Genomic DNA, 23,102 nt, shown 5'->3' on the forward strand with positions numbered 1-23,102 from the left:
AAATGGTGGCAGCACCCGGCGAGAACTTGCGCATCAACGGCGATCGTCTGTGGGACATGCTCATGGACATGGCGAAGATCGGCCCCGGCATTGCCGGCGGCAACAATCGCCAGACGCTGACGGATGCGGACGGCGAAGGCCGCCATCTCTTCAAGACATGGTGCGAGGCCGAAGGAATGACGGTCGGCGTCGACAAGATGGGCACGATGTTCGCCACCCGCGCCGGCACCGATCCGGATGCCCTGCCGGTCTATGTCGGCAGCCATCTCGACACCCAGCCGACCGGCGGCAAATATGACGGCGTGCTCGGCGTGCTCGGCGCGCTGGAAGTGGTCCGCACCATGAACGACCTCGGCATCAGGACGAAACATCCGATCGTCGTCACCAACTGGGCGAACGAGGAAGGCGCGCGTTTCGCGCCGGCCATGCTGGCATCGGGCGTCTTCGCCGGCGTTCACTCGATCGACTACGCCTATGGCCGCAAGGACCCGGACGGCAAGACCTATGGTGACGAGTTGAAGCGCATCGGCTGGCTCGGCGACGAGGAGGTCGGCGCCAGAAAGATGCATGCCTATTTCGAATACCATATCGAACAGGGACCGATCCTCGAGGCGGAGAACAAGCAGATCGGCGTCGTCACCCACTGCCAGGGCCTGTGGTGGCTGGAATTCACGCTGACCGGCCGCGAGGCGCATACGGGCTCGACGCCGATGAACCTGCGCGTCAATGCAGGCCTTGCCTTCGGCCGCATCCTCGAAATGGTGCAGGCGGTGGCGATGTCCGAACAGCCGGGCGCCGTCGGCGGCGTCGGCCAGGTGTTCTTCTCGCCGAACTCCCGCAACGTGCTGCCGGGCAAGGTGGTCTTCACCGTCGACATCCGCACGCCCTCCCAGGAAAAGCTGGATCGTATGCGGGCAATGATCGAGAAACAGGCGGTCGAGATCTGCGAGCCGCTCGGCGTCGGCTGTTCGGTCGAGGCGGTCGGCCATTTCGATCCGGTGACCTTCGATCCGGTCCTGGTCGGCCGGGTCCGCGAAGCGGCCGAAAAGCTCGGCTACAGCCATATGAACATCATCTCCGGCGCCGGCCACGACGCCTGCTGGGCCGCCAAGGTGGCGCCCGCGACGATGATCATGTGCCCCTGCGTCGGCGGACTTTCGCACAACGAGGCGGAGGACATTTCCAGGGAATGGGCGGCAGCCGGCGCGGATGTGCTGTTCCATGCCGTGCTGGAGACCGCGGAGATTGTGGAGTGAGCTGATGCTTTCTTCCGTGAACGGCGCCTTGCCTTTGGCGAAGCCCCCCTCATCCGACCCTTCGGGCCACCTTCTCCCCGCTGGGGAGAAGAGGGTATCTGCCTGGCTGCCAGCAGCCTTCGTTGGGCTCCGAGCAAAAGTCCGTGGATTTGACGCCGAGGGCGCGGCATGCTCCTTCTTCTCCCCAGCGGGGAGAAGGTGGCCCGAAGGGTCGGATGAGGGGGTGCACGCAATGCTCGGCGATGACATCACAAAACGGCGCCCCGGAAAAACAACGCAGGCACGGCGGCTTCGTCAGAACGAAACCGAGGAAGAATACCGCCTTTGGAGTGAGCTGCGAAACCGCCTTCTGAACGGTTACAAGTTCTCGCGCCAGGTTCCGCTGGGACCTTATGTCGTCGATTTTCTCTGCCGCGAAGAACGTTTGATCGTCGAAATCGATGGCTTCCATCACGCGGAGAGCCAATCCGACATAGCACGCACGCGATGGCTCAATGCCAAAGGCTATTCCATCCTGCGCTTCTGGAACCACGAGATCACCCGTGAACGACGCGCCGTACTGGACACAGTATTGGCCGCATTGGACGGTCAAATGACCGAGCGCTGCGACACGGCGCGCTTCTATCCGTCAAATCTCACCGAAATTGACAAGACAGGGGAACAACAATGACCACAGTCATCAAGGGTGGAACCATCGTCACGGCCGACCTGACCTACAAGGCGGACGTGAAGATCGACGCTGGCCGGATCATCGAGATCGGCCCGAACCTTTTCGGCGACACCACGCTCGACGCCGCCGGCTGTTATGTCATGCCGGGCGGGATCGATCCGCATGTGCATCTGGAAATGCCGTTCATGGGCACCTATTCCGCCGACGATTTCGAGAGCGGCACGCGGGCAGCACTTGCCGGCGGCACGACCATGGTCGTCGATTTCTGCCTTCCCGAGCCCGGCCAGTCGCTGCTTGACGCGCTGAAGCGCTGGGACAACAAGGCGACCCGCGCCAATTGTGACTATTCCTTCCACATGTCGGTCACCTGGTGGGGCGAGCAGGTCTTCAACGAGATGAAGGCGGTCGTCGCGCATCACGGCATCAACACCTTCAAGCACTTCATGGCCTACAAGGGCGCGTTGATGGTGAACGACGACGAGATGTTCGCCTCGTTCTCGCGCTGCGCCGAACTCGGTGCCCTGCCGCTCGTCCATGCCGAAAACGGCGACGTCGTCGCCGCCATGCAGACCAAGCTGATGGACGAGGGCAATAACGGGCCCGAAGCCCACGCCTATTCGAGGCCCGCCTCCGTCGAGGGCGAGGCCACCAACCGTGCCATCATCATCGCCGACATGGCAGGCGTTCCGCTTTATGTCGTGCACACGTCCTGCGAACAGGCCCATGAAGCGATCCGCCGCGCCCGCCAGAACGGCATGCGCGTTTATGGCGAGCCGCTGATCCAGCACCTGACGCTCGACGAAAGCGAATACTTCAACAAGGACTGGGACCATTCGGCCCGCCGGGTTATGTCGCCCCCGTTCCGCAGCAAGCAGCATCAGGACAGCCTGTGGGCGGGCCTTGCCTCCGGCTCGCTGCAGGTGGTGGCGACCGATCACTGCGCCTTCACGACCGACCAGAAGCGGACCGGTCTCGGCGATTTCAGAAAAATCCCGAACGGCACCGGCGGCCTCGAAGACCGCCTGCCGATGCTTTGGACCCATGGCGTCGCCACCGGCCGCATCACCATGAACGAGTTCGTGGCGGTCACCTCCACCAATATCGCCAAGATTCTCAACCTCTATCCGAGGAAGGGCGCCATCCTGGTCGGAGCCGACGCGGATATCGTCGTTCTCGATCCGAAAAAGTCGAAGACGATCTCGGCCAAGACCCAGCAGTCGGCGATCGACTACAACGTCTTCGAGGGCAAGGAAGTGACCGGCCTGCCGCGCTACACATTGACCCGCGGCGTGGTCGCCATCGAGGACGGGGCGATCAGGACGCAGGAAGGCCACGGCCAGTTCGTCAAGCGCGAGCCTTATCCGGCGGTCAACAAGGCCCTTTCGACCTGGAAGGAACTGACCTCGCCGCGCAAGGTGGAACGCGCAGGCATTCCGGCCAGCGGGGTTTGAACGGGAAACGATGTCCTTTCCGCAGAGGTCACCCCTTCACCAACCCGTCCAGCTCGGGCAGAAGCACGACGCTTTCCTGTTCGTTCGGGTCGGTGCGGGCGATGACCGCCGAACAGGGCGCGTCGGAAATGTTGGCCGGCAGGTGCGGCACGCCGGCGGGGATATACATCATCTCGCCGGCCGAGAGTTCGGCACATTCCTCCAGCCGGTCGCCATACCAGGTGACCGCGGAGCCGGAGAGCACGTAGATGGCCGTCTCGTGGGTTTCATGCAGATGGGCCTTGGCCCGTGCGCCCGGCGGGATGGTAACAAGATGCATGCAAATGCCCTTGGAGCCGACCGTTTCCGCCGCGATCCCCTCGAAATAACTCATGCCCTGCTTGCCGTCGTAGGCCGCACCGGGCTTGACGACACGGCAGGTAGGTTTTGATGCACTGTCCATCGCCAGTTTCCTCCGTCGAACGGGATCTGCCGCCAGCATATCACGCCGGCTTGAGAGCGGCAGCCGAGACAAACGAAAAGAGAGGGCTCTTGGACACCACAATGATCGATATCCTGCGCAACGGCGATGTCTATACTGTACGCTTCGCAGACGGACTTGAATGGGGGCCTTTCGGGAAATGTCATTGAATACAATCCGCTTCAGCATCGCATCGGCAGTCCTTGCCGCGATCTCGATTGCCGTTCCCGCCAAGGCCGCGACCTTCCTCGACGGCGCCTATGGCAGCAAGGAAGGCTGCACTTATGCCAGGACCGGCGAATCGTCCGGTGCCGACGATTTCCTGCTGCTCAAGGACGACGGTGTGACGACTTCCGTTTCCGCCTGCGAATTCAAGGGCATGCCGAAGAAGACGGCGAACGGTTTCACCATCAAGGCAGTATGCGAAGCCGAAGGGGAAGTCGGACCGGAAGACACCGCTACGCTCACCAGATCCGCCAAAGGCTATACCGTCAGCTTCCCGGACGGTACCAAACTCGGACCCATGCCCAAATGCCGATGAACAATGCTCCATCCTCCGTCGTTTCGGCCAAAAAGCTCGGCCTCACCTTCGAGACCGGTGACGGGCCGGTACATGCGCTGTCGAATGTCGATCTCACGGTGAACAAGGGGGATTTCGTCTCCTTCATCGGCCCGTCCGGCTGCGGCAAGACCACTTTCCTGCGCGTCATCGCCGATCTCGAAAAGGCAACGGCCGGCGAGATCACCGTCAACGGCATGACGCCGGAAGAGGCGCGCAAATCGCGCTCCTACGGTTACGTCTTCCAGGCGCCGGCACTTTATCCGTGGCGGACGATCGAGAAGAATATCGCCCTGCCTCTGGAGATCATGGGCTATTCGTCGGTGGATCGCAAAGCGCGCATCGAGCGAACCCTCGATCTCGTCAACCTTTCCGGCTTCGGCAAGAAATACCCCTGGCAGCTTTCCGGCGGCATGCAGCAGCGCGCTTCTATCGCCCGTGCGCTCGCCTTCGACGCCGACCTGCTTTTGATGGACGAACCCTTCGGCGCGCTCGACGAGATCGTCCGCGATTACCTCAACGAACAGCTGCTGAAGCTGTGGGCGCGCACCGAAAAGACCATCTGTTTCGTCACCCACTCTATCCCGGAGGCCGTCTATCTCTCGACCCGCATCGTCGTCATGTCGCCGCGTCCGGGCCGGGTGACCGACGTGATCGAATCGACCTTGCCCAGGGAACGCCCGCTCGAAATCCGCGAGACGCCGGAATTCCTGGAGATCGCGCATCGGGTGCGCGAGGGGTTGAGAGCGGGGCATAGTTATGAGGAGTGAGGGTTTGCAGATGCAGGAGGCCCATCCTCGGTATTGCGGAGGCAAGTCCCCTCCCCAACCCCTCCCCACAAGGGGGAGGGACTTCCCGGACCGCACCGTCCCGTCACACAACACCCTTGCATCAAGACGCACCGCCGCAAAGGGAATGAGAAGACCGCCGCAGGTTAAGCCCCTCCCCCTTGTGGGGAGGGGTTGGGGCGGGGTCTTTTTCCCTGATGTTCGAGGAGCAATCTGAATGCCTCACTCCAATATCGCTCCCCAGACCAGAACACGCGCCAAAACGCTCCGCCGCGAGCTCACCAAGGCCGAATCCGCGATGTGGGACATGCTCCGCGATTTCCGGCCCTATGGCGCCCGCTTCCGGCGAGAAACACCGATCGGTCCTTACATCGCTGATTTTGCCTGGCTTGCGGCACGTATCGTCGTGGAAGTCGACGGGGACAGCCACGAGACCGATCATGGTCGCCGGCATGATCTTAGGAGGGACGCCTTTCTAAGAGGTCAGGGGTTTACCGTGATGAGGTTCGACAACGATCAAGTTCTCGACGGACCCGACTATGTCTTCACGACCATCGAAAAACACGTCACGCCTTTTTTGAAGAAGGAGTTCGTATGAAACCCGACTCCCTCAAATCCCGCATCATCCCCGTCCTCACCATCCTCGTGGTGATCCTCGCCGTCTGGTACGTCGCCGCCTATTTCATGAACGCGCCCTTCCAGCGGGATCTCGACCGGCGCGCCAACGTCACTTCGACGACGATGGAGTTCATCGGCAAGACGATGGCGCAGCCGAAGCCCATCCTGCCGGCGCCGCATCAGGTGGTCAGCAACGTCTTCGAGAATACGTTTCTGCGCAGCGTCACGTCGAACCGCAGCCTTGTCTACCATGCCTGGGTGACGCTATCGTCGACCGTTGTCGGCTTCACCATGGGCACGCTGACCGGCATCTTGATCGCGGTCGGCATCGTGCATCTGAAGGCGCTCGACCGCAGCCTGATGCCGTGGATCATCGCCTCGCAGACCGTGCCGATCCTGGCGGTGGCGCCGATGGTGATTGTCGTGCTCGGCGCGATCAACGTCACCGGGCTCGTTCCCAAGGCGCTGATCTCGACCTACCTCTCCTTTTTCCCTGTGGCAGTCGGCATGGTGAAGGGCCTGCGTTCGCCCGAGATCATCCAGCTCGACCTGATGCGCACCTATTATGCAAGCGGTGCCCAGACCTTCTGGAAACTCCGGGTACCGGCCTCCATTCCGTTCCTGTTTACCTCGATGAAGGTGGCGATCGCCGCGAGCCTTGTCGGGGCGATCGTCGGCGAGCTGCCGACCGGTGCCGTCGCCGGCATCGGCTCGAAACTGCTGGCCGGGGCCTATTACAGCCAGACGATCGATATCTGGGCGGCGCTGATCGCCGGCTCGGTGCTGGCGGCGGCCCTCGTTGCGATCGTCGGGATCATCGCCAAGATCGTCGATCGCTCCATGGGCGGGAGGCCGGCATGACAGTGGCTCTTCGTTCCTGGCAGGGCGCGATAGCGCTGCTCCTCGGTCTCGCCGCCCTCGCCTCCCTGCCGCTGATGGCGGCGGATGCCCCCTCGCCGTTCGGCACCGGCGCCCTCGCTGTGATCTTTCTGCTCGTCGCCGGCGCAGCGCTGGTCTCGTTCACCAGGCTCTCCCAGCTCCTCCTCGCAACCGTCCTGTTCCTCGCGGCCCATCTCGCCGTCTGGCTGCTGCTTGCGGGCATCGCCGGCAACGAGGGCAAGGCGACGCTTGCCTTCTTCCTGATGATCGCGGCCTGCTGGTTGATCGCCTGGCGCTGCGTCACGGTCCTGTCCGGCATCCGCGCCAAATCCAAAACCGGCGACACGTTTCTCCGGCTGCTGATCCCGGCGATCTTCGGGGCCTGGATCCTGATCCTATGGGAAGCGGCGACCCGAGGCGCCGGCATCCCCTTCATTCTCCTGCCGCCGCCGTCCTCGATCGGCGCAAGGCTCGCAAGCTCGGTGCCGATCCTCTGGGCAGACGTGCAGCAGACGATCTTCAAGGCGGTCCTGTTCGGTTACGTCGTCGGCTGCGCCTCCGGCTTCGTCGTCGCCATCCTTGCCGATCGCATCGCCTTCCTGCGCCGAGGGTTGCTGCCGATCGGCAATCTGATGTCGGCGCTGCCGATCATCGGCGTCGCACCGATCATGGTCATGTGGTTCGGTTTCGACTGGCATTCGAAGGCAGCCGTCGTCATCATCATGACCTTCTTCCCGATGCTGGTGAACACGGTGGCCGGGCTCGGGGCCTCGGGCGCCATGGAACGCGACCTGATGCGCTCCTACGCGTCCGACTACTGGCAGACGCTGATCAAGCTGCGCCTGCCGGCCGCCATGCCCTTCATCTTCAACGCGCTGAAGATCAACTCGACGCTGGCGCTGATCGGTGCGATCGTCGCGGAATTCTTCGGCACGCCGATCGTCGGCATGGGGTTCCGGATCTCGACCGAGATCGGCCGCATGAATGTCGACATGGTTTGGGCCGAAATCGCTGTTGCAGCGCTGGTCGGATCAGTTTTTTATGGCGTCGTGGCGCTTGGCGAAAGAGCGACGACGTTCTGGCATCCGTCTAACCGCGGTGGTTAGGCGCTTAAAATCCGGCCCGTTTCGGCGGAGCCGGCAAACCTCAGAGGGAAGGATAAAAAACATGAGAAAAATTCTCGTTGCGCTGATGGCGGGCGCCATGTCGCTCGCGGCAGCCCAAGCTGCGATGGCCGCCGACAAGGTGACCCTGCAGCTGAAATGGGTGGCTCAAGGCCAGTTCGGCGGTTATTACGTCGCCAAGGACAAGGGCTTCTACAAGGAAGAAGGCCTCGACGTCACGATCAAGCCGGGCGGCCCTGACATCGCTCCCGAACAGGTGATCGCCGGCGGCGGCGCCGACGTGATCGTCGACTGGATGGGCGGTGCGCTGGTTGCCCGCGAAAAGGGCGTGCCGCTCACCAACATCGCCCAGCCCTACCAGAAGTCCGGCCTGCAGATGATCTGCCCCAAGGACGGCCCGGTGAAGACCGAAGCCGACTTCAAGGGCCGCACGCTCGGCGTCTGGTTCTTCGGCAACGAATACCCGTTCTTCGCCTGGATGAACAAGCTCGGCCTGAAGACCGACGGAGGCAAGGACGGCGTGACCGTTCTGAAGCAGAGTTTTGACGTGCAGCCGCTCATCCAGAAGCAGGCCGACTGCATCTCGGTCATGACCTATAACGAATACTGGCAGGCGATCGATGCCGGCTTCAAGCCGGACCAGCTCGTCGTCTTCAACTTCTCCGCCATGGGCAACGACCTGCTCGAGGATGGTCTCTACGTGATGGACACCAAGCTCAAGGATCCGAAGTTCAAGGAAACCATGGTGAAGTTCGTCCGTGCGTCAATGAAGGGCTGGAAATACGCCATCGCCAATCCGGGTGAAGCAGCCGGGATCGTCATGGACAATGGCGGCCAGGACGAGAACCACCAGAAGCGGATGATGGGCGAAGTCGCCAAGCTGATCGGCACCGGCACCGGAAAGCTCGACACTGCCACCTACGACCGCACGGTCAAGGCGCTGCTCGACCAGAAGATCATCACCAAGAAGCCGGAAGGCGCCTATACGAGCGAGATCACCGACGCGGCATTGAAATAATAATCGCCGCTGGCTTGTTAAAAGAGAACGCGCGGCTACACGCCGCGCGTTTTTGAAATTTTTCTCACTCAAAACATAACTAAAACTCATTCGTCTCATAAGGGCGACGGATTGATTTGTGCAACGCAAACACGTAAAAGTGCGGCGTTGATGAATCTTTCGCTGCCGGTCTTGTAACCGTTTTGCGCGGTTACCACCTTGATCCGGGTTATCGTGCGCTGAGGGGGCGTTACGTGACCGGAGCGGTTCCCAGCGGAATATTTGCCCCTTACTTCAGTTTGAAAGTAATCGCATGTTTCGCAAGTTTACCAAGTCCGCCGGTATCCCGGCTCTTCGCCTTGCACTCGGCGCCAGCATCGCGCTTGCCGCAGGCTCCGCATTGATCCCCAATTCTGCCGTTGCGCAGGACGCGGCCAAGCCGGCCCCGGCGCAGACGGAAATCAAGCTGCCCTCGATCATTGTGACGGAAGCGATCGAAAAGCCGCTCATCGACCGCGTCATCGCCACCGGCACCGTCAGGCCCGTCGAGGAAGTCTACGTCCAGCCGCTCGTCGACGCCCTGTCGATCAAGACGCTGAACGCCGATGTCGGTGACGAAGTGAAGGCCGACAGCGTGCTTGCGACGTTGAACGAAGACGCGCTGATCCTTGAGAAAAGCCAGTTGCAGGCCAACAAGGCAAAGGCTGAGGCTGGTCTTGCGCAGTACAAGGCGCAGGTGATCGAGGCGGAAGCCAACCTTGCCGACGCCAAGCGCCAGCGCGACCGCACGCAACGCCTGAGCCAGAGCGGCACCAGCACGGTTTCGCAGCTCGAACAGGCGAACGCGCTCGTAGAGGTATCCGACGCCAAGCTGAACGCCGCCAAGCAGGCGGTCGCGGTTGGCCAGTCCGACATCAAGGTGGTTGACGCCCAGATCGAGGACATCAACCTGAAGCTCGCCCGCACCGGCGTGAAGGCGCCGGTCGGCGGTATCATTTCCGTCCGCAATGCCAAGGTCGGCGCGATCGCCAGCGGCACCGGTAATCCGCTCTTCACGATCATCAAGGATAGCGCGATCGAGTTGGTCGCCGATCTTTCCGAGACCGACATCCAGAAGATCAAGGCCGGCCAGAAGGCGATCGTCACGGTCGCCGGCGGCAAGGTGAAGATCGCCGGCAAGGTTCGGCTCGTCTCCCCGACTGTCGACCCGGTGACCCGCCTCGGGGCGGTGCATATCATCATCGACGACAAGAGCGGCGCCCGCTCGGGCATGTATGCCAGTGCCGAGATCGTCATCGCCGAGACCAATGCCCTAGCGCTGCCGCTCTCCGCCGTCACCACCGGGCGGGACGGTTCCACCGCCCGCAAGGTCGAGGACAATGTGGTCAAGCAGGTGAAGATTGAAACCGGCATCCAGGATGGCGGTTTCGTGCAGGTCGTCAGCGGTCTTACGGCCGGTGACATTGTCGTTGCGAAGGCCGGCGCCTTCGTTCGGGACGGCGACAAGATCGCCCCGGTCCCGGCCGAACCCGCCACTATTGCGAACTGAGGTTGAGCCGCATGAACTTCTCCGCCTGGTCGATCCGCAATCCGATAGCGCCGATGCTCGGTTTTGCCCTGCTGCTTGTTGTCGGCATCCAGTCGTTTTACGCGCTGCCGATTACCCGTTTCCCGAATATCGACGTTCCGGTCGTGTCGATCACCGTCACCCAGAGCGGGGCCGCCCCCGCCGAGCTGGAAATGCAGGTGACGAAGGAGATCGAGGACGCTGTCGCCTCGATCAGCGGCATTGACGAAATCCAGTCGACGGTGACGGACGGCCAGTCGCAGACGGTCGTCGTTTTCCGCATCGAAAAGCCGACCGCAGAAGCCGTACAGGACACCAAGGACGCGATCGACAAGATCCGTAGCGACCTGCCCGCCGGCATCGAGGAACCCGTCGTCACCAAGGTCGACGTCGAAGGTCAGGCTATCCAGACATTCGCCGTCTCCTCGCCGAACATGACCCTCGAGGAACTCTCCTGGTTCGTCGACGACACGGTCAAGCGCGCCCTGCAGGGCCAAGCCGGCGTCGGCCGTATCGACCGTTACGGCGGCTCCGACCGTGAAGTCCGGGTGTCCCTGAACCCCGCCAAGCTGGATGCCTATGGCATTACCGCTGCCGATGTCAGTACCCAGATGCGCGGCACCAACGTCGACCTCGGCTCCGGCCGCGGCCAGGTGGCCGGCAACGAACAGACGATCCGCACGCTCGGCGATGCCCGCAGCGTCGCTCAGCTTGCCGACACGACGATCACGCTGCCCAACGGCCAGTTCGTCAAGCTGACCGAACTCGGCACCATCACCGACACCTACGAGGAGCCGAAATCCTTCTCGCGCTTCAACGGCACGCCGTCGGTCACCTTCGCCGTGTTCCGCGCCAAGGGTGCAAGCGAGGTCTCGGTCGCCGAAACCGTCGCCACCAGCCTCGACGAGGTGCGCAAGGCCAATCCGAACGTCGCGATCGAAATGGTCGACGACTCCGTCTACTTCACCTACGGCAATTACGAAGCTGCCCTCCATACGCTGGTGGAAGGCTCGGTCCTCGCCGTCATCGTGGTCTTCCTGTTCCTGAGGAATTGGCGCGCGACGCTGATCGCAGCGGTTGCCCTGCCGTTGTCGGCGATCCCGACCTTCTGGATCATGGACCTCATGGGGTTTTCGCTGAACCTCGTAAGCTTCCTGGCGCTGACGCTCGCGACCGGTATTCTCGTCGATGACGCGATCGTCGAGATCGAGAACATCGCGCGGCATATCAAGATGGGCAAATCGCCCTATAAGGCAGCGCTCGAAGCCGCCGACGAAATCGGCCTCGCCGTCATCGCCACCAGCTTCACGATCATCGCCGTGTTCGTGCCGGTGTCGTTCATGCCGGGCGTTCCAGGCCAGTATTTCATCCAGTTCGGCCTGACGGTCGCATTCTCGGTGTTCTTCTCGCTCGCGGTGGCGCGACTGATCACGCCGCTGATGGCCGCCTATCTGATGAGCCCCGAAGACGGGATGGAAGACCATCACGACAACGACGGCTGGATCATGAAGGCCTATACGCGCCTTGTCACCGGCACGACCCGCCGCTGGTACTGGCGTTATACGACGATGCTCGCCGCAATCGGCTTCCTGATCGGCTCCGTGATGCTGCTATCCCAGGTCCCCGGCAGCTTCCTGCCGCCGGACGACAACTCGCGCGTCGTGCTGTCGGTGGAATTGCCGCCGAATGCGACGCTCGATGAAACGGGCGCCAGCACCGACGTCATCTATGACGCGGTGCGCCATATCGACGGTGTCGAGAGCGTCTTCATCCTCGGCGGAGCGTCGCCTAAAGGCGACCTCGAACTGCGCCGCGCAACCGTGCGCGTCATCCTGCAAAACCTCGACCATTCGCTGGTAAAGACCCTGGTTAACAAGGGCCTGGGATCGATCCCCTTGATCCGCGACGTCGTGCCGAGGATCAAGGAAAATGGCCGCACGCGTCCGCAATGGGATGTCGAAAAGGACATTTTCGCTGCCGTCCGCTCCATTCCGGACGTGCGGATATCCAAGGTCAACGACCGCGCCGAGCGCGACCTTTCGTTCAACTTCCTCTCCACCAACGAGGCGGACCTGAACGACGCCGTCAGCATGCTGGAATCGAAGCTGCGGGCCTCGCCGGTCCTGTTCAACGTCTCCTCGGAAGGCGCCCTGCCCCGTCCGGAACTGCAGATCCGGCCGCGCATGGCGGAGGCTTCGCGCCTCGGCATCACGCCGCAGCAGATCGCCGAGACGGTCCGCGTCGCGACCATCGGCGATGTCGATGCCAACCTTGCGAAGATCTCGCTCGACGACCGGCAGATCCCGATCCGCGTCCAGGCTTCGCTCGACGTGCGGCGCGATCTGGCCTCGATCCGGGCGCTCAAGATCAAGACTGCGGCCGGTGCCAGCGTGCCGCTCTACAACGTTGCTGACATCGACTATTCGGAAGGCCCGAGTTCGATCAAGCGCAACGACCGCAATCGCGTCGTGGCGATCGGTTCCGACGTGCCCTTCGGCACGGCGCTCGATACCGCATCGGCCGAGTTCAAGCGGATCGTCGGTGAGACCGAGTTGCCGAAGACGGTTCGTCTGGCCGAAAGCGGCGACGCCAAGGTGCAGGCCGAAATGCAGCAGAGCTTCGGCAATGCGATGCTGATGGGCCTGATGCTGGTGCTCGTGGTGCTGATCCTGCTCTTCAAGGACGTCATCCAGCCCTTCACCATCCTGTTCTCGCTGCCGCTTGCTATCGGCGGCGTGGCGGTGGCGCTGATCATTACCCAGAACGCGCTGTCGATGCCGGTCCTGATCGGTATCCTGATGCTGATGGGTATCGTCACGAAGAACGCCATCCTTCTGGTGGACTTCGCGATCGAGATGAAGAGGCAGGGCCTGGAACGCGTCCATGCCATGGTCGAGGCCGGCCGCAAGCGCGCCCGTCCGATCATCATGACGTCGATCGCCATGTCCGCGGGCATGTTGCCCTCGGCGCTCGGCGTCGGTGAAGGCGGTTCCTTCCGTGCGCCGATGGCGATCGCGGTAATAGGCGGCATCATCGTCTCGACGGTGCTCTCGCTCCTCGTCGTGCCGTCCTTCTTCCTGATCATGGACGACCTGTCGCGCCTGCTCGGCAAGATCTTCGGCCGCATGGTCGGCAAGAAGGAACAGGAGGACTTCGGTCTTTCCAACGAGGAACTCAGCCAGGAGGCTCGCAAGAACGCGCAGTCGATCGCATCCCTGGAGGAACGCCTCAACCAGATGGAACGGCAGACGAGCGCCAACGACGATCGTTCTCCCGGTGCGCAAGCCAGCAGCAAAGTGCTGCGCCTGCCGCCGCTGGCCGCCGAATAACCCCCATCTCCGAACTGTATTTTCGACAACGCCGGGCCCTTGGGCCCGGCGTTTTTCGTTGGAATAAGCCAACTCGCGGAGATTGCAGAAAAATTTCACGGATTTGATCGATGTCAAATTCAGATTTCGTGAACCTGTTATTTTAGCGATATCGGGAATGCGCGGCGGTTCAGGTTATGGAAGAGACGGCGGACATGATGAACAGCAATTTCAAGCTCAACAACAGGGACCGGGCCGTCCTGATGAAGACGCCTTTCCTGACCAGCCTGACTGGCAATTCTCTCGTCCGGATGATGTCGACCATGAGTGTCATCAGTCTGACGAACCGCAAGTCGATCTTTCGCGAGGGCGAAAATGCCGACGCTTTCTACTGCGTTCTCAGCGGCTACGTACGGCTCTACCAGCTCAATCGTGACGGCCGCGAGGCGGATATCCGCATCTGCAGCCCGGGCGACACGTTCGCCGAATGCCTTCTCTATGGCGGCACCAAGTATCGCCATCATGCCCAGACGGCCGAAGCTACGACGCTTGCCCGCTTCGACATGCAGGCGGTGCGGGATCTGGCCGACCAGGAGAGGGATATTGCCAAGGCGGTGATCACCTCGCTGTCGAAACACCTCATAACCACGATGGACTGCGTAGCCAACGACAGGTTGCATACGGCGCCACAGCGGGTGGCAAATTATATCCTGACGCGGTGCCCGGTGGACGGCGGCCCGGCGTCCATTCGCCTGCCTTTCCAGAAGAACCTGCTCGCAGGCATGCTGGGCCTCGCTCCCGAGGCGCTCTCCCGCGCATTCTCCACCCTCCGGCGCACAGGAGTGACGGTACGCGGGCGCGTGATCCAGGTCGGCGACGTGCAGGCCCTGCGCGAGATCTGAAGTTAAACGAAGCGAGACCGGACGGGCGGGTCCGGGCTTTCTTTGGATGCATGTTGTGACACTGGCGGCGGGACCGCGACATGCAGATAAGGCCGGTGGCTTCGAGGGGCCACCGGCCTCAATTTTTTTTAAGCATGTCGCGCGGCAGACTTCAAAGCCCGCCCTGCTCCTTCAGGAACCGGACCACATGGTCCACGCCGACGCCGCGCTTCAAATCGGTAAACAGATGCGGCTTGGCCTCGCGCATGCGATACGCATCGCGGTCCATTACGTCGAGATCGACGTCGACGTAGGGAGCGAGATCCTTCTTGTTGATGATCAGCAGGTCGGAGCGGGTAATGCCGGGACCGCCCTTGCGCGGGATTTCCTCACCCTGGCAGGTGGAAATCACATAGATGGTGATGTCGGCAAGATCGGGCGAAAAGGTCGCCGCGAGATTGTCGCCGCCCGATTCGATGAACACCACGTCGAGGTCCGGTATGCGTTCATTCAGACCCGCGATCGCCTGCAGATTGATCGTCGCGTCCTCGCGAATGGCGGTATGCGGGCAGCCCCCGGTCTCGACACCGACGATGCGGTCGGAAGACAGCGCTTGGCAGCGCACCAGAGCCTCAGCATCCTCCTTGGTATAGATGTCGTTGGTGACGACCGCGACGGAATAATCCTCCCGCATCGCCTTGCAGAGCTTCTCGGTCAGTGCCGTCTTGCCCGAACCGACAGGGCCGCCGATGCCGACGCGCAGAGGTCCATTCGCCGATTTCATATGTCGTCCTTTCATTCTACCAGACTTCAGCTTAGGCCCGCTTCTACGAGCGGAAAAGCCGCGAATGCTGTGTTTCATGCCGAAGAGAGGCAATTTCCGCCTGCACTGCCGCGCCGCCCAGATCGTCGAGAGTGGCAAGGCTCGCCTTCTCCGCAATCTGGCTGACCAGGCTCTCGATATCCGCGAGCACGGCCACCCCTTCCACCTGCCCGGAAACCCCAAGCCTGATACCGGCAGACACCGATTGCGAGACGGCCGCATGCAGATAGGCGGCAAGCGCCTGGGCTGCCGGCACGCCATGCCCTGCCGCAATTGCACCGACTGCGACGGGGAACGGCACGGCTGGCGGCAGGCGGTCGAGAACCGGATGAGGCCACGCGGAGGCCGCCGCGGCGAATGCTTTGCCGAGCGACAATGTCTCCGCGTGGCGCTCTGCAGAGCCGGCAAGCGCCAGCCCCAGTTCGGCTATCTCCTTCAACGCAGCCCCGTCATCATACCGCCGCCAGGCTTCGCCGAACAGCACGGCGTCGTTCCACAAGGCGCCGTGCCGCAGCAGGCTCGTCAGCCAGGCGATCAGACCTGCGGCATCCTTGACGAGGCCATCGTGCACCGCCCGTTCGAGCCCGCCCGAATAGGCGAAACCGCCGATGGGAAAGGCCGGCGAGAGCCAGGCCATCAGCCTCAGAAGCACCTTGGTATCGAGGTTGGTCACGAAGCCTCAATGTCCATGATGGTCGTGGCCGTGGGAGCCATGCGAATGGTAGGCGCCGCGGGCGGGCTGAAAACCTTCCTCCACCTCGGCAACCGCGGCACCAAGCCCTTCCAGCATGGCACGGATCACGTGGTCGCGCAGGATGAGGATACGGCCTTCCTCGATCTGCGCCGGCAGATGGCGGTTGCCGAGATGCCACGCGAGCTCGATCAGGTGCAGCGTATCGCGGCCCTTGATCTCGAAGAGTTTTTCCGGGGCCGCATGTACCTCGATCGTATCGCCGTTCTCAAGCACCAGCCGATCGCCGTGATGGAAAAGCACGGCCTCCTTGAGATCGAGCATCACCATTTCGCCATTGGAGAGATGCAGCAGCTTGCGGCGCAGATGCCGCAGATCATGCGGCAGCGTGATGATATCGACCGGCGGGTCGGTGACCACGCCGGCGGGGTGATAGGAGTGGACGTGCTGCATGGAATACTCCGGGGTCAATTGAAAAGCTTGAGTGAGAGGGTAAGCGTCTGTGGCAGCGGATTCCAGAGGCCGGTGCGCAATCCGGCGGCGCGCAGTGCCGCCGCGGCCCACGTGTTGCAGCCGACAACCGCGTTGAAATAGCCGTTCGCCTCGAAGAACCGGTCATTATCGCCATAGCCCGCCTCCGGCACCACAGTCACCTCGTCTGCCTGTCGGGTGAAACTCGTCTGGATGAACGCCAAAAGCCGCTGGAATTCCGCCGACTCCAGGTCGAGCGGCATCACCGCCGGATGGCTTTCATCGATCCCGCCGGCAACGTCCACATGCATGACCGAACTGTCGATCGTCAGCGCCCGCAACACCGGAAGCGGCTTCAAGTCCGCCCAGGTCGGCGTTTCAAGATAAAAGGCCCGCCCACCCCAACCGAGCACCAGCCATTCCGCACCGGGATCGGCGACCGGGATTCCGGACCGCTCCAGAAAAGCGAAGGCGGCACGGGTATCCTCAGCCAGCGGAATGGCGATGTCCGTGTGGATCGGATTGGACAGAACCAGGACGCGCCTTTGCGCCGCCGGTTCCGCCGCCCGGCTCGGCACAAACAGCGGCCGCGGGATGAACGTCCCGACGGCCACCGCGACAACCACGAACAGAACCGCAGCGAGGAGCCGGCGCAAAAACGTCTTCATGAATGGGCTCCGAGGTGCCAGCGCCTCAGAACAGGAAATAACGCTGCGCCATCGGCAGCACGGTCGCGGGCTCGCAGGTGAGCAACTCGCCGTCGGCCCGTACTTCGTACGTCTCTGGGTTGACCTCCACATGCGGCGTCAGCGAATTGTGGATCATCGAGGCCTTGGAGATGCCGCCGCGGGTGTTTTTGACCGCCACCAGCTTCTTGGCGACGCCGAGGCGCTGGGCAAGACCGGCATCCAGCGAAGCCTGACTGACGAAGGTGACGGAGGAATTGGTGCGCAGCTTGCCGTAGGCCGCAAACATCGGCCGGTAGTGCATCGGCTGCGGCGTCGGGATCGAGGCGTTCGGATCGCCCATCGGCGCGGCCGCAATCGAGCCGCCGAGCAACACCATTTCCGGCTTCACCCCGAAGAAGGCAGGGCTCCAGAGCACGAGATCCGCCCGCTTGCCGACCTCGACCGAGCCGATCTCATGGGAAACGCCGTGCGCAATCGCCGGGTTGATCGTATATTTGGCGATGTAGCGCTTGACGCGGAAGTTGTCGTTATTGCCGGTTTCTTCCTTCAGGCTGCCGCGCTGGCGCTTCATCTTGTCGGCCGTCTGCCAGGTGCGGATCGCCACTTCCCCGACGCGGCCCATGGCCTGGCTGTCGGAGGAGATGATCGAGAAGGCGCCGAGATCGTGGAGGATGTCTTCGGCAGCGATGGTTTCCTTGCGGATGCGGCTTTCCGCAAAGGCGATGTCTTCCGGGATCGACGGCGACAGGTGATGGCAGACCATCAGCATGTCGAGATGTTCGGCAAGCGTATTGATCGTATACGGCCGGGTCGGATTGGTCGAAGACGGGATGACGTTCGGATTGCCGCAGATCTTGATGATGTCGGGCGCGTGGCCGCCGCCGGCACCTTCCGTATGGAAGGCGTGGATGGTGCGGCCCTTGATGGCCGCGACCGTATCCTCGACAAAACCGCTTTCGTTCAGCGTATCGGTGTGGATCATTACCTGCACGTCAAAGGCGTCGGCAACCGTCAGGCAGTTGTCGATCGCGGCCGGCGTCGTACCCCAGTCCTCGTGAAGCTTCAGCGACGAGGCACCGGCGAGGATCATTTCCTCCAGCGGTGCGGGAAGCGACGCATTGCCCTTGCCGGCGAGCGCGAGGTTCATCGGGAAGGCGTCAAAACTCTCGATCATCCGCTCGATATGCCAGGCGCCGGTGCAGGTGGTGGCGAGCGTGCCATGTGCCGGGCCGGAGCCTCCGCCGAGCATGGTCGTGACGCCGCTCATCAGCGCCTCCTCGATCTGCTGCGGGCAGATGAAATGGATATGTGCATCCATGCCGCCGGCCGTCAGGATCTTGCCCTCACCGGCGATCGCCTCGGTGGACGGGCCGACGATGATCGTCACGCCCGGCTGGGTATCCGGGTTGCCGGCTTTGCCGATCGCGTGGATGCGGCCGTTCTTCAAACCGACGTCAGCCTTGTAGATGCCCGAATGGTCGACGATCAGCGCGTTGGTAATGACCGTATCGACGGCGCCTTCCGCCCGCGTCGCCTGGCTCTGTCCCATGCCATCGCGAATGACCTTGCCGCCGCCGAACTTCACCTCTTCGCCATAGACGGTGAAATCCTTCTCCACCTCGATGAACAATTCGGTATCGGCAAGCCGCACCCTGTCGCCCGTGGTCGGACCGAACATGCTGGCATAGGAGGCGCGGGACATCTTGTGGGGCATGGTTCAGACCTTTTCGGAAAGTGAAACAAAGGGCGCCTTCTTGGCCGCGCCGCGATCGATGGTAACGGTTGGGGAAGCACCGGCGGCTTCATTGAGCTCGGCGATCAGATAATCGGCAAAGCCCGCTCCCCCTTGTTTGAAAGCTGCAACTGCGCGCTCGACCGCCTCAGCCTCGCCAAGCACGAGACTGTCCGATGCGAGAAGGCTTTCGATGAGATCGGCAAGTTTGGAGCGGTCGTATTCGGGCTTGCGCCGCAGTGTCCACACTAGTTCGACAAGGGTGATGGGATTAATGTAACCGGGCCGTTGCGGGGATAGCTGCGTATCGAGGAAGCGTGTGACGATCGGCGACCAGTGTGGATCATCGTCAAGGGCGTAACGCACCAGGACATTGGTATCGATACCGATCAAGGATCACCCTCCTGCCGGTCGATGGCCGTGCGGCGCCTCACAGTCTCGTAGATAGCCTCGTCGATGTCGATAGGGCCATCCGCCTTTCCAAAAATTCCCTTGAGGTGCGAAAGCCCGCTCTTCTTCGCCACGACCGAAACCTTGCCGTTGTCGTCGACGATGAACTGCACCAGACCGCCCGGAGGCAAGCCGAGCGCTCTCCTGACCTCGACCGGAATTGTGGCTTGTCCCTTCATGGATGTCTTCGCCTCGAATCTACCCATTGCCATCGCTCCCTAACTTTCTTAGCTCTCCCTACTTATCAAAAATTCCCTACCTTAGCAATTTCTCCACACATACGTGTCAGTTCCCCATCGCCTCGGTCAGCTCTTTGAGCTCCTCAATGCGCTTGCGGGTGAGGTCCGCCTGACATCCGGAAATCAGCATCGGCTCCATCGAGCCGCCATGGGCCTGGAAGCCGGAGGAGATGCATTGCGCGTCGCGATAGACGACCCAGGCGCGTTGCGCCTTGACGAGCGCATCCTCGGCGCCTTTGAGGTCCGCGGAACTATCCGCATCCCATTTTTTCATCGCCTTGCGGGTTGTCTGGTACTGGGCATTAAGAGCCTTGTCGGCGGCCTCGTAGTCGCGTTGCGAGCAAATGTTCATCTCCATCTGCGTCTGCGGGTTCTTGCAATTTGCCTTCGGCTCCTGCGCCACCGCCGGCAGGGCAAAAAGCGCCATGAACGCGGCGGAAAACGCCAACGCGGGCTTCACAGCGCACCCATGATCTTCTGCTGGAAACCATAGACCTCGCGCTTGCCCGAAAGCGGGATCAGCGTCACTTCCCGCATCTGGCCGGGTTCGAAACGGACAGCCGTGCCGGCCGGGATATCGAGGCGCATGCCGCGCGCCTTGCCCCGGTCGAAGGAGAGCCCGTTATTGGTCTCGAAGAAATGGTAATGGCTGCCTACCTGCACCGGCCGGTCGCCGGTATTGGCGACCTTTATGGTTACCGTCGGAAGACCTGCATTGAGCTCGATTTCGCCTTCTGCGGCAATCACTTCACCGGGGATCATGGTATTCTCCTTCAAGCCGCCTTGGGCGCGCAGCCCTCAGCCTTCAGAACACGTTTGGTGGAGGCCGGATGGCGGGCGAGCGCCGCTGCCGTGCGCACCGGCCGGCGAACCAGTTCCCCGGCGCAATTCGGGCAGGTGCCCTTCAGCACCTCGGCCGCGCAATCGGCGCAGAACGTGCACTCGAAGGTGCAGATCATCGCCCCGCGGCTTTCCGGGGCGAGATCCTTGTCGCAGCATTCGCAATTGGGGCGCAACTCCAGCATCTTGGGGCCTCCTCAGCGGATCGGTTCGTGGACGGTGACGAGCTTGGTGCCGTCCGGAAAAGTCGCCTCCACCTGCACGTCGTGGATCATCTCGGCAATGCCTTCCATAACCTGATCGCGGGTGACGACATGGGCGCCGGCCTCCATCAGGTCGGCGACCGAGCGGCCATCGCGCGCACCTTCCACCACGTAATCGGTAATCAGGGCGATCGCTTCCGGGTAGTTGAGCTTGACCCCGCGATCCAACCGGCGTCGGGCGACGATCGCCGCCATGGAAATCAGCAGTTTGTCTTTTTCTCGTGGGCTCAGGTTCATGGGAATCCCGCTGTAAGATCAGATGTTCCAGACTTTCGGCACTGGCGCGCCGTTACGCAATACGGAAATTGCCGGTGTCAGGATTTTTCTCAAGTCAAATCCGGTCGGCGCCACCAGCCGGGCGATCAGCTTGCCGTTCCAGTGGCTGGCTCCGCCGGTCCAAAGGCTGGCTCCGCCGGACGTGCCGTCGACAATCTGGCGGAGTTTCGGGAAGAGCATTTCGGCGAGCGGGCCGGTGTAAAACAGCGTCGCGAAGGCGACCTGGCCGGAGAGCACCGCGGCTGCCTGGGAAAGCTGCTCGATCTCGCCCTCGAACTTCATCTCTTCCGCATGGATCAGCTGGCCAGAGCGGCGCACCCGCCAGCGGTCGCGGAAGAAACCGTTCGCGACCGCCTCGCCCATCGCCTTGCGACCGAGCAGAACCGCCTCGACGGCCAGGAATTCGGACCTTTCGGAAAGATCGACGTCGAGCCGGCGGGTCAGCGAGGACTGGTCGAAAAGGATGGTTTCCTGGGGGAGCCAGTGGACCGATGCGTCTTCGCCGACGGTCACATGGGTGGAGACGGAGGCCGTGCCGGACGAGGCCTTGTAGATTTTCTCGTTCGCCTGGGTGGTGACCGACAGTCTTGTGGAAGCGGCAGCGGCGACGGACCATTCGATCACGTCGCCGCCCGTCAGTCCCCCCGACGTATTGATTAAGATCGCCTCCATTTCAGGCGAAAATGTTTCCGGAAGGCGAATTTTTGCGCAGCCTTCCTGGTAGAATTCGGCGAGCCGTGTCCGCCCGCCGAAAGCCTTGGTTACAAGGCGTCCTGCACCCCTTGCCCGCTGCGGCGCATATCGATCGGCTGGTTGCTGTTGCACGTCGTCCCCTGAAGATCGGCTTCGGTTCCGCAGCCCGATGCAACGCCCGTGCCAGACTTGCCCGTCGAACCGATCTTGGCGGGTGCTGCGGTGGCGATCACGTCGGTGCTGTCGGCCTTGCCGAAGAACTCCCACATCCGCGAGGCCGGATCAACATTGGCGTCGAACGCCGGTTTGGCAACGGTGACCGCGGCCACCTTGGTGACGCTCGCAGCACCGTCCTTGGCGGCAGCGATCACGGCTTCCGTGGCGGCAACCGGCTTCGGCCAGTCATGCGTGCCGTTGGCGAAGACGTAGGATGCGACGCGTGCACCGTTCTTGCAGGTACCGTAGAGACTGAAGGTCACGTTATCGACCGTTTTCACGTCGCCATTACCCTTGCAGCCGTCGAGTTCGGTCCACCGCTGGATTGCGGTCTTGAAGCCATACTGCCAATAGGTATTGCCGCCGCCCGCGTAAGGGTTGGCTGCATCCTTCACGCCGGCAAAAGCCATGATCGAGATGGGCCTGGCCGGATTGCAGCCCTGCGCGTCCGGAGCCCATTTGCCGTCGGTCTCGACCGGACGGCCGGCGCGCAGCGAATGCACGAAGCCGGCGGCTGCGAAATCGTCATGACCGGAGCAGAGGTAGGCCGACAACATGCGGCCGCCACCCGAATAACCCGAGGCGTAGATGCGGGCCGGATCGACGCAGAATTGCTGCTTTGCGGTGTTCAGGGCCTGCTTGATATAGGCGATCTCGTCGAGGCCGCCCTGCTGTACGGTGACGAAAGGCACGTTCCAGGCATAGGTGCCGGCGGAGCTTCCGGGCAGGCTGCCCTGCAGCGCCAGCACGATGAAGCCGTTTTTCTCCGCGACCTTGTCCCAGGAGCTTCTGTTCAGCTGTCCTTCAGGGTTGCTGTGGCTACCATGGAGATCGAAAACCAGCGGAACCTTGTCCTTGCCGGTATAAGACGATGGAATGAAATAGATGGCCGAACGGGCAATACCATCAGTCTCGATGGTGATCCGGTGGCGACCGGCTTCCATCGGCTGGCCGCAGCCTGCTGCAAGGGCGCTGCCGGTCATTGACCCCAGGAAGGTCGTGGCGCCCAAAAAAACCGCTCCTACAGCAACCATGCGTGTAAGAGCGGAACGAGAGAAGAAACCGGCAACGCGTGCAAAGACCATCAGCGCCTCATCATGGGGTGCGGGGGTTGTCAACAAATATGCGGAATGCCCTGAAAACGCAGTGTTGTTAACATAT

General features: G+C 62.2%; 26 protein-coding genes. 12 read left to right on the plus strand and 14 right to left on the minus strand.

Features of this window, described 5'->3' with window-relative positions:
* The first annotated feature begins 2 nt into the window (after nucleotides 1-2).
* Genes C5J22_RS08305 through hydA form a run of 3 tightly spaced genes read left to right on the plus strand, consistent with a single transcriptional unit; the run spans nucleotide 3 to nucleotide 3,377 of the window.
* Nucleotides 3-1,256, plus strand: a complete 1,254-nt coding sequence (locus C5J22_RS08305) for a Zn-dependent hydrolase (protein WP_105437869.1) — start codon at nucleotides 3-5, stop codon at nucleotides 1,254-1,256.
* A gap of 4 nt (nucleotides 1,257-1,260) precedes the next feature.
* On the plus strand, nucleotides 1,261-1,926 hold the full coding sequence (locus C5J22_RS08310; RefSeq protein WP_105437870.1) for an endonuclease domain-containing protein: 666 nt from the start codon (nucleotides 1,261-1,263) through the stop codon (nucleotides 1,924-1,926).
* A complete protein-coding gene (hydA, locus tag C5J22_RS08315) occupies nucleotides 1,923-3,377 on the plus strand; it encodes a dihydropyrimidinase (RefSeq protein ID WP_105437871.1) in 1,455 nt (484 codons plus the stop codon). The genes C5J22_RS08310 and hydA overlap by 4 nt, the downstream gene beginning before the upstream one ends.
* Nucleotides 3,378-3,405: 28 nt before the next feature.
* Here the strand turns inward: hydA and C5J22_RS08320 are convergent, their stop codons facing one another.
* Complete coding sequence (locus tag C5J22_RS08320) at nucleotides 3,406-3,819, minus strand: cupin domain-containing protein (protein WP_105437872.1); 414 nt, start codon at nucleotides 3,817-3,819, stop codon at nucleotides 3,406-3,408.
* Nucleotides 3,820-4,003: 184 nt separating this feature from the next.
* Here C5J22_RS08320 and C5J22_RS08325 point away from each other — a divergent pair, with 184 nt between their 5' ends.
* The 9 genes from C5J22_RS08325 (at nucleotide 4,004) to C5J22_RS08370 (ending at nucleotide 14,579) form a co-directional block, all read left to right on the plus strand.
* A complete protein-coding gene (locus C5J22_RS08325; protein ID WP_105437873.1) occupies nucleotides 4,004-4,378 on the plus strand; it encodes a hypothetical protein in 375 nt (124 codons plus the stop codon).
* Nucleotides 4,375-5,166, plus strand: a complete 792-nt coding sequence (locus tag C5J22_RS08330) for an ABC transporter ATP-binding protein (protein ID WP_105437874.1) — start codon at nucleotides 4,375-4,377, stop codon at nucleotides 5,164-5,166. The genes C5J22_RS08325 and C5J22_RS08330 overlap by 4 nt, the downstream gene beginning before the upstream one ends.
* A 235-nt stretch (nucleotides 5,167-5,401) precedes the next feature.
* Nucleotides 5,402-5,782 (plus strand): endonuclease domain-containing protein, encoded by a 381-nt coding sequence (locus tag C5J22_RS08340; RefSeq protein WP_105437875.1) that lies wholly within the window; start codon nucleotides 5,402-5,404, stop codon nucleotides 5,780-5,782.
* A complete protein-coding gene (locus C5J22_RS08345) occupies nucleotides 5,779-6,663 on the plus strand; it encodes an ABC transporter permease (protein ID WP_046666674.1) in 885 nt (294 codons plus the stop codon). The genes C5J22_RS08340 and C5J22_RS08345 overlap by 4 nt, the downstream gene beginning before the upstream one ends.
* The gene (locus C5J22_RS08350; protein WP_105437876.1) at nucleotides 6,660-7,787 is read left to right on the plus strand and encodes an ABC transporter permease; all 1,128 of its coding nucleotides are present in this window, start codon (nucleotides 6,660-6,662) and stop codon (nucleotides 7,785-7,787) included. Before C5J22_RS08345 ends, C5J22_RS08350 begins: the two co-directional genes overlap by 4 nt.
* A gap of 61 nt (nucleotides 7,788-7,848) precedes the next feature.
* A complete protein-coding gene (locus tag C5J22_RS08355; protein WP_105437877.1) occupies nucleotides 7,849-8,823 on the plus strand; it encodes an ABC transporter substrate-binding protein in 975 nt (324 codons plus the stop codon).
* 292 nt (nucleotides 8,824-9,115) lie between these two features.
* A complete protein-coding gene (locus tag C5J22_RS08360; RefSeq protein WP_105427044.1) occupies nucleotides 9,116-10,351 on the plus strand; it encodes an efflux RND transporter periplasmic adaptor subunit in 1,236 nt (411 codons plus the stop codon).
* An 11-nt stretch (nucleotides 10,352-10,362) separates the two neighbouring features.
* The gene (locus tag C5J22_RS08365) at nucleotides 10,363-13,698 is read left to right on the plus strand and encodes an efflux RND transporter permease subunit (RefSeq protein ID WP_105437878.1); all 3,336 of its coding nucleotides are present in this window, start codon (nucleotides 10,363-10,365) and stop codon (nucleotides 13,696-13,698) included.
* A gap of 197 nt (nucleotides 13,699-13,895) precedes the next feature.
* Nucleotides 13,896-14,579: a Crp/Fnr family transcriptional regulator gene (locus C5J22_RS08370; protein ID WP_172723868.1), complete on the plus strand. Its 684-nt coding sequence runs from the start codon at nucleotides 13,896-13,898 to the stop codon at nucleotides 14,577-14,579.
* Nucleotides 14,580-14,730: 151 nt separating this feature from the next.
* On the opposite strand, the gene ureG is transcribed toward C5J22_RS08370, so the two are convergent.
* From ureG to C5J22_RS08435, 13 genes are all read right to left on the minus strand, one after another.
* Complete coding sequence (ureG, locus tag C5J22_RS08375; protein ID WP_046635165.1) at nucleotides 14,731-15,342, minus strand: urease accessory protein UreG; 612 nt, start codon at nucleotides 15,340-15,342, stop codon at nucleotides 14,731-14,733.
* Nucleotides 15,343-15,385: 43 nt separating this feature from the next.
* The gene (locus C5J22_RS08380) at nucleotides 15,386-16,018 is read right to left on the minus strand and encodes an urease accessory protein UreF (protein ID WP_105438118.1); all 633 of its coding nucleotides are present in this window, start codon (nucleotides 16,016-16,018) and stop codon (nucleotides 15,386-15,388) included.
* 42 nt (nucleotides 16,019-16,060) lie between these two features.
* Nucleotides 16,061-16,525, minus strand: a complete 465-nt coding sequence (ureE, locus tag C5J22_RS08385) for an urease accessory protein UreE (protein ID WP_105437879.1) — start codon at nucleotides 16,523-16,525, stop codon at nucleotides 16,061-16,063.
* A 14-nt stretch (nucleotides 16,526-16,539) separates the two neighbouring features.
* The gene (locus tag C5J22_RS08390; protein WP_105437880.1) at nucleotides 16,540-17,211 is read right to left on the minus strand and encodes a TIGR02117 family protein; all 672 of its coding nucleotides are present in this window, start codon (nucleotides 17,209-17,211) and stop codon (nucleotides 16,540-16,542) included.
* Nucleotides 17,212-17,236: 25 nt separating this feature from the next.
* Nucleotides 17,237-18,946, minus strand: a complete 1,710-nt coding sequence (gene ureC / locus C5J22_RS08395; protein WP_105437881.1) for an urease subunit alpha — start codon at nucleotides 18,944-18,946, stop codon at nucleotides 17,237-17,239.
* Nucleotides 18,947-18,949: 3 nt separating this feature from the next.
* The gene (locus C5J22_RS08400) at nucleotides 18,950-19,357 is read right to left on the minus strand and encodes a PIN domain-containing protein (RefSeq protein WP_046666681.1); all 408 of its coding nucleotides are present in this window, start codon (nucleotides 19,355-19,357) and stop codon (nucleotides 18,950-18,952) included.
* Complete coding sequence (locus C5J22_RS08405; protein ID WP_172746569.1) at nucleotides 19,354-19,593, minus strand: AbrB/MazE/SpoVT family DNA-binding domain-containing protein; 240 nt, start codon at nucleotides 19,591-19,593, stop codon at nucleotides 19,354-19,356. The genes C5J22_RS08400 and C5J22_RS08405 overlap by 4 nt, the downstream gene beginning before the upstream one ends.
* A gap of 106 nt (nucleotides 19,594-19,699) precedes the next feature.
* The gene (locus tag C5J22_RS08410; RefSeq protein WP_105438119.1) at nucleotides 19,700-20,080 is read right to left on the minus strand and encodes a lysozyme inhibitor LprI family protein; all 381 of its coding nucleotides are present in this window, start codon (nucleotides 20,078-20,080) and stop codon (nucleotides 19,700-19,702) included.
* A 29-nt stretch (nucleotides 20,081-20,109) separates the two neighbouring features.
* Nucleotides 20,110-20,415: an urease subunit beta gene (locus C5J22_RS08415; protein WP_105437883.1), complete on the minus strand. Its 306-nt coding sequence runs from the start codon at nucleotides 20,413-20,415 to the stop codon at nucleotides 20,110-20,112.
* An 11-nt stretch (nucleotides 20,416-20,426) separates the two neighbouring features.
* On the minus strand, nucleotides 20,427-20,678 hold the full coding sequence (locus tag C5J22_RS08420; protein WP_105437884.1) for a DUF1272 domain-containing protein: 252 nt from the start codon (nucleotides 20,676-20,678) through the stop codon (nucleotides 20,427-20,429).
* Nucleotides 20,679-20,690: 12 nt separating this feature from the next.
* On the minus strand, nucleotides 20,691-20,993 hold the full coding sequence (locus tag C5J22_RS08425; RefSeq protein WP_046635146.1) for an urease subunit gamma: 303 nt from the start codon (nucleotides 20,991-20,993) through the stop codon (nucleotides 20,691-20,693).
* Nucleotides 20,994-21,011: 18 nt separating this feature from the next.
* Nucleotides 21,012-21,857, minus strand: coding sequence for an urease accessory protein UreD (locus tag C5J22_RS08430; RefSeq protein WP_105437885.1), 846 nt, complete (start codon nucleotides 21,855-21,857; stop codon nucleotides 21,012-21,014).
* On the minus strand, nucleotides 21,794-22,951 hold the full coding sequence (locus C5J22_RS08435) for a PHB depolymerase family esterase (RefSeq protein ID WP_172746570.1): 1,158 nt from the start codon (nucleotides 22,949-22,951) through the stop codon (nucleotides 21,794-21,796). Before C5J22_RS08435 ends, C5J22_RS08430 begins: the two co-directional genes overlap by 64 nt.
* Between the last annotated feature and the right edge of the window lie 151 nt (nucleotides 22,952-23,102).

The sequence above is a fragment of the Neorhizobium sp. T25_13 genome, assembly GCF_002968675.1.
Lineage (GTDB): Bacteria > Pseudomonadota > Alphaproteobacteria > Rhizobiales > Rhizobiaceae > Neorhizobium > Neorhizobium tomejilense.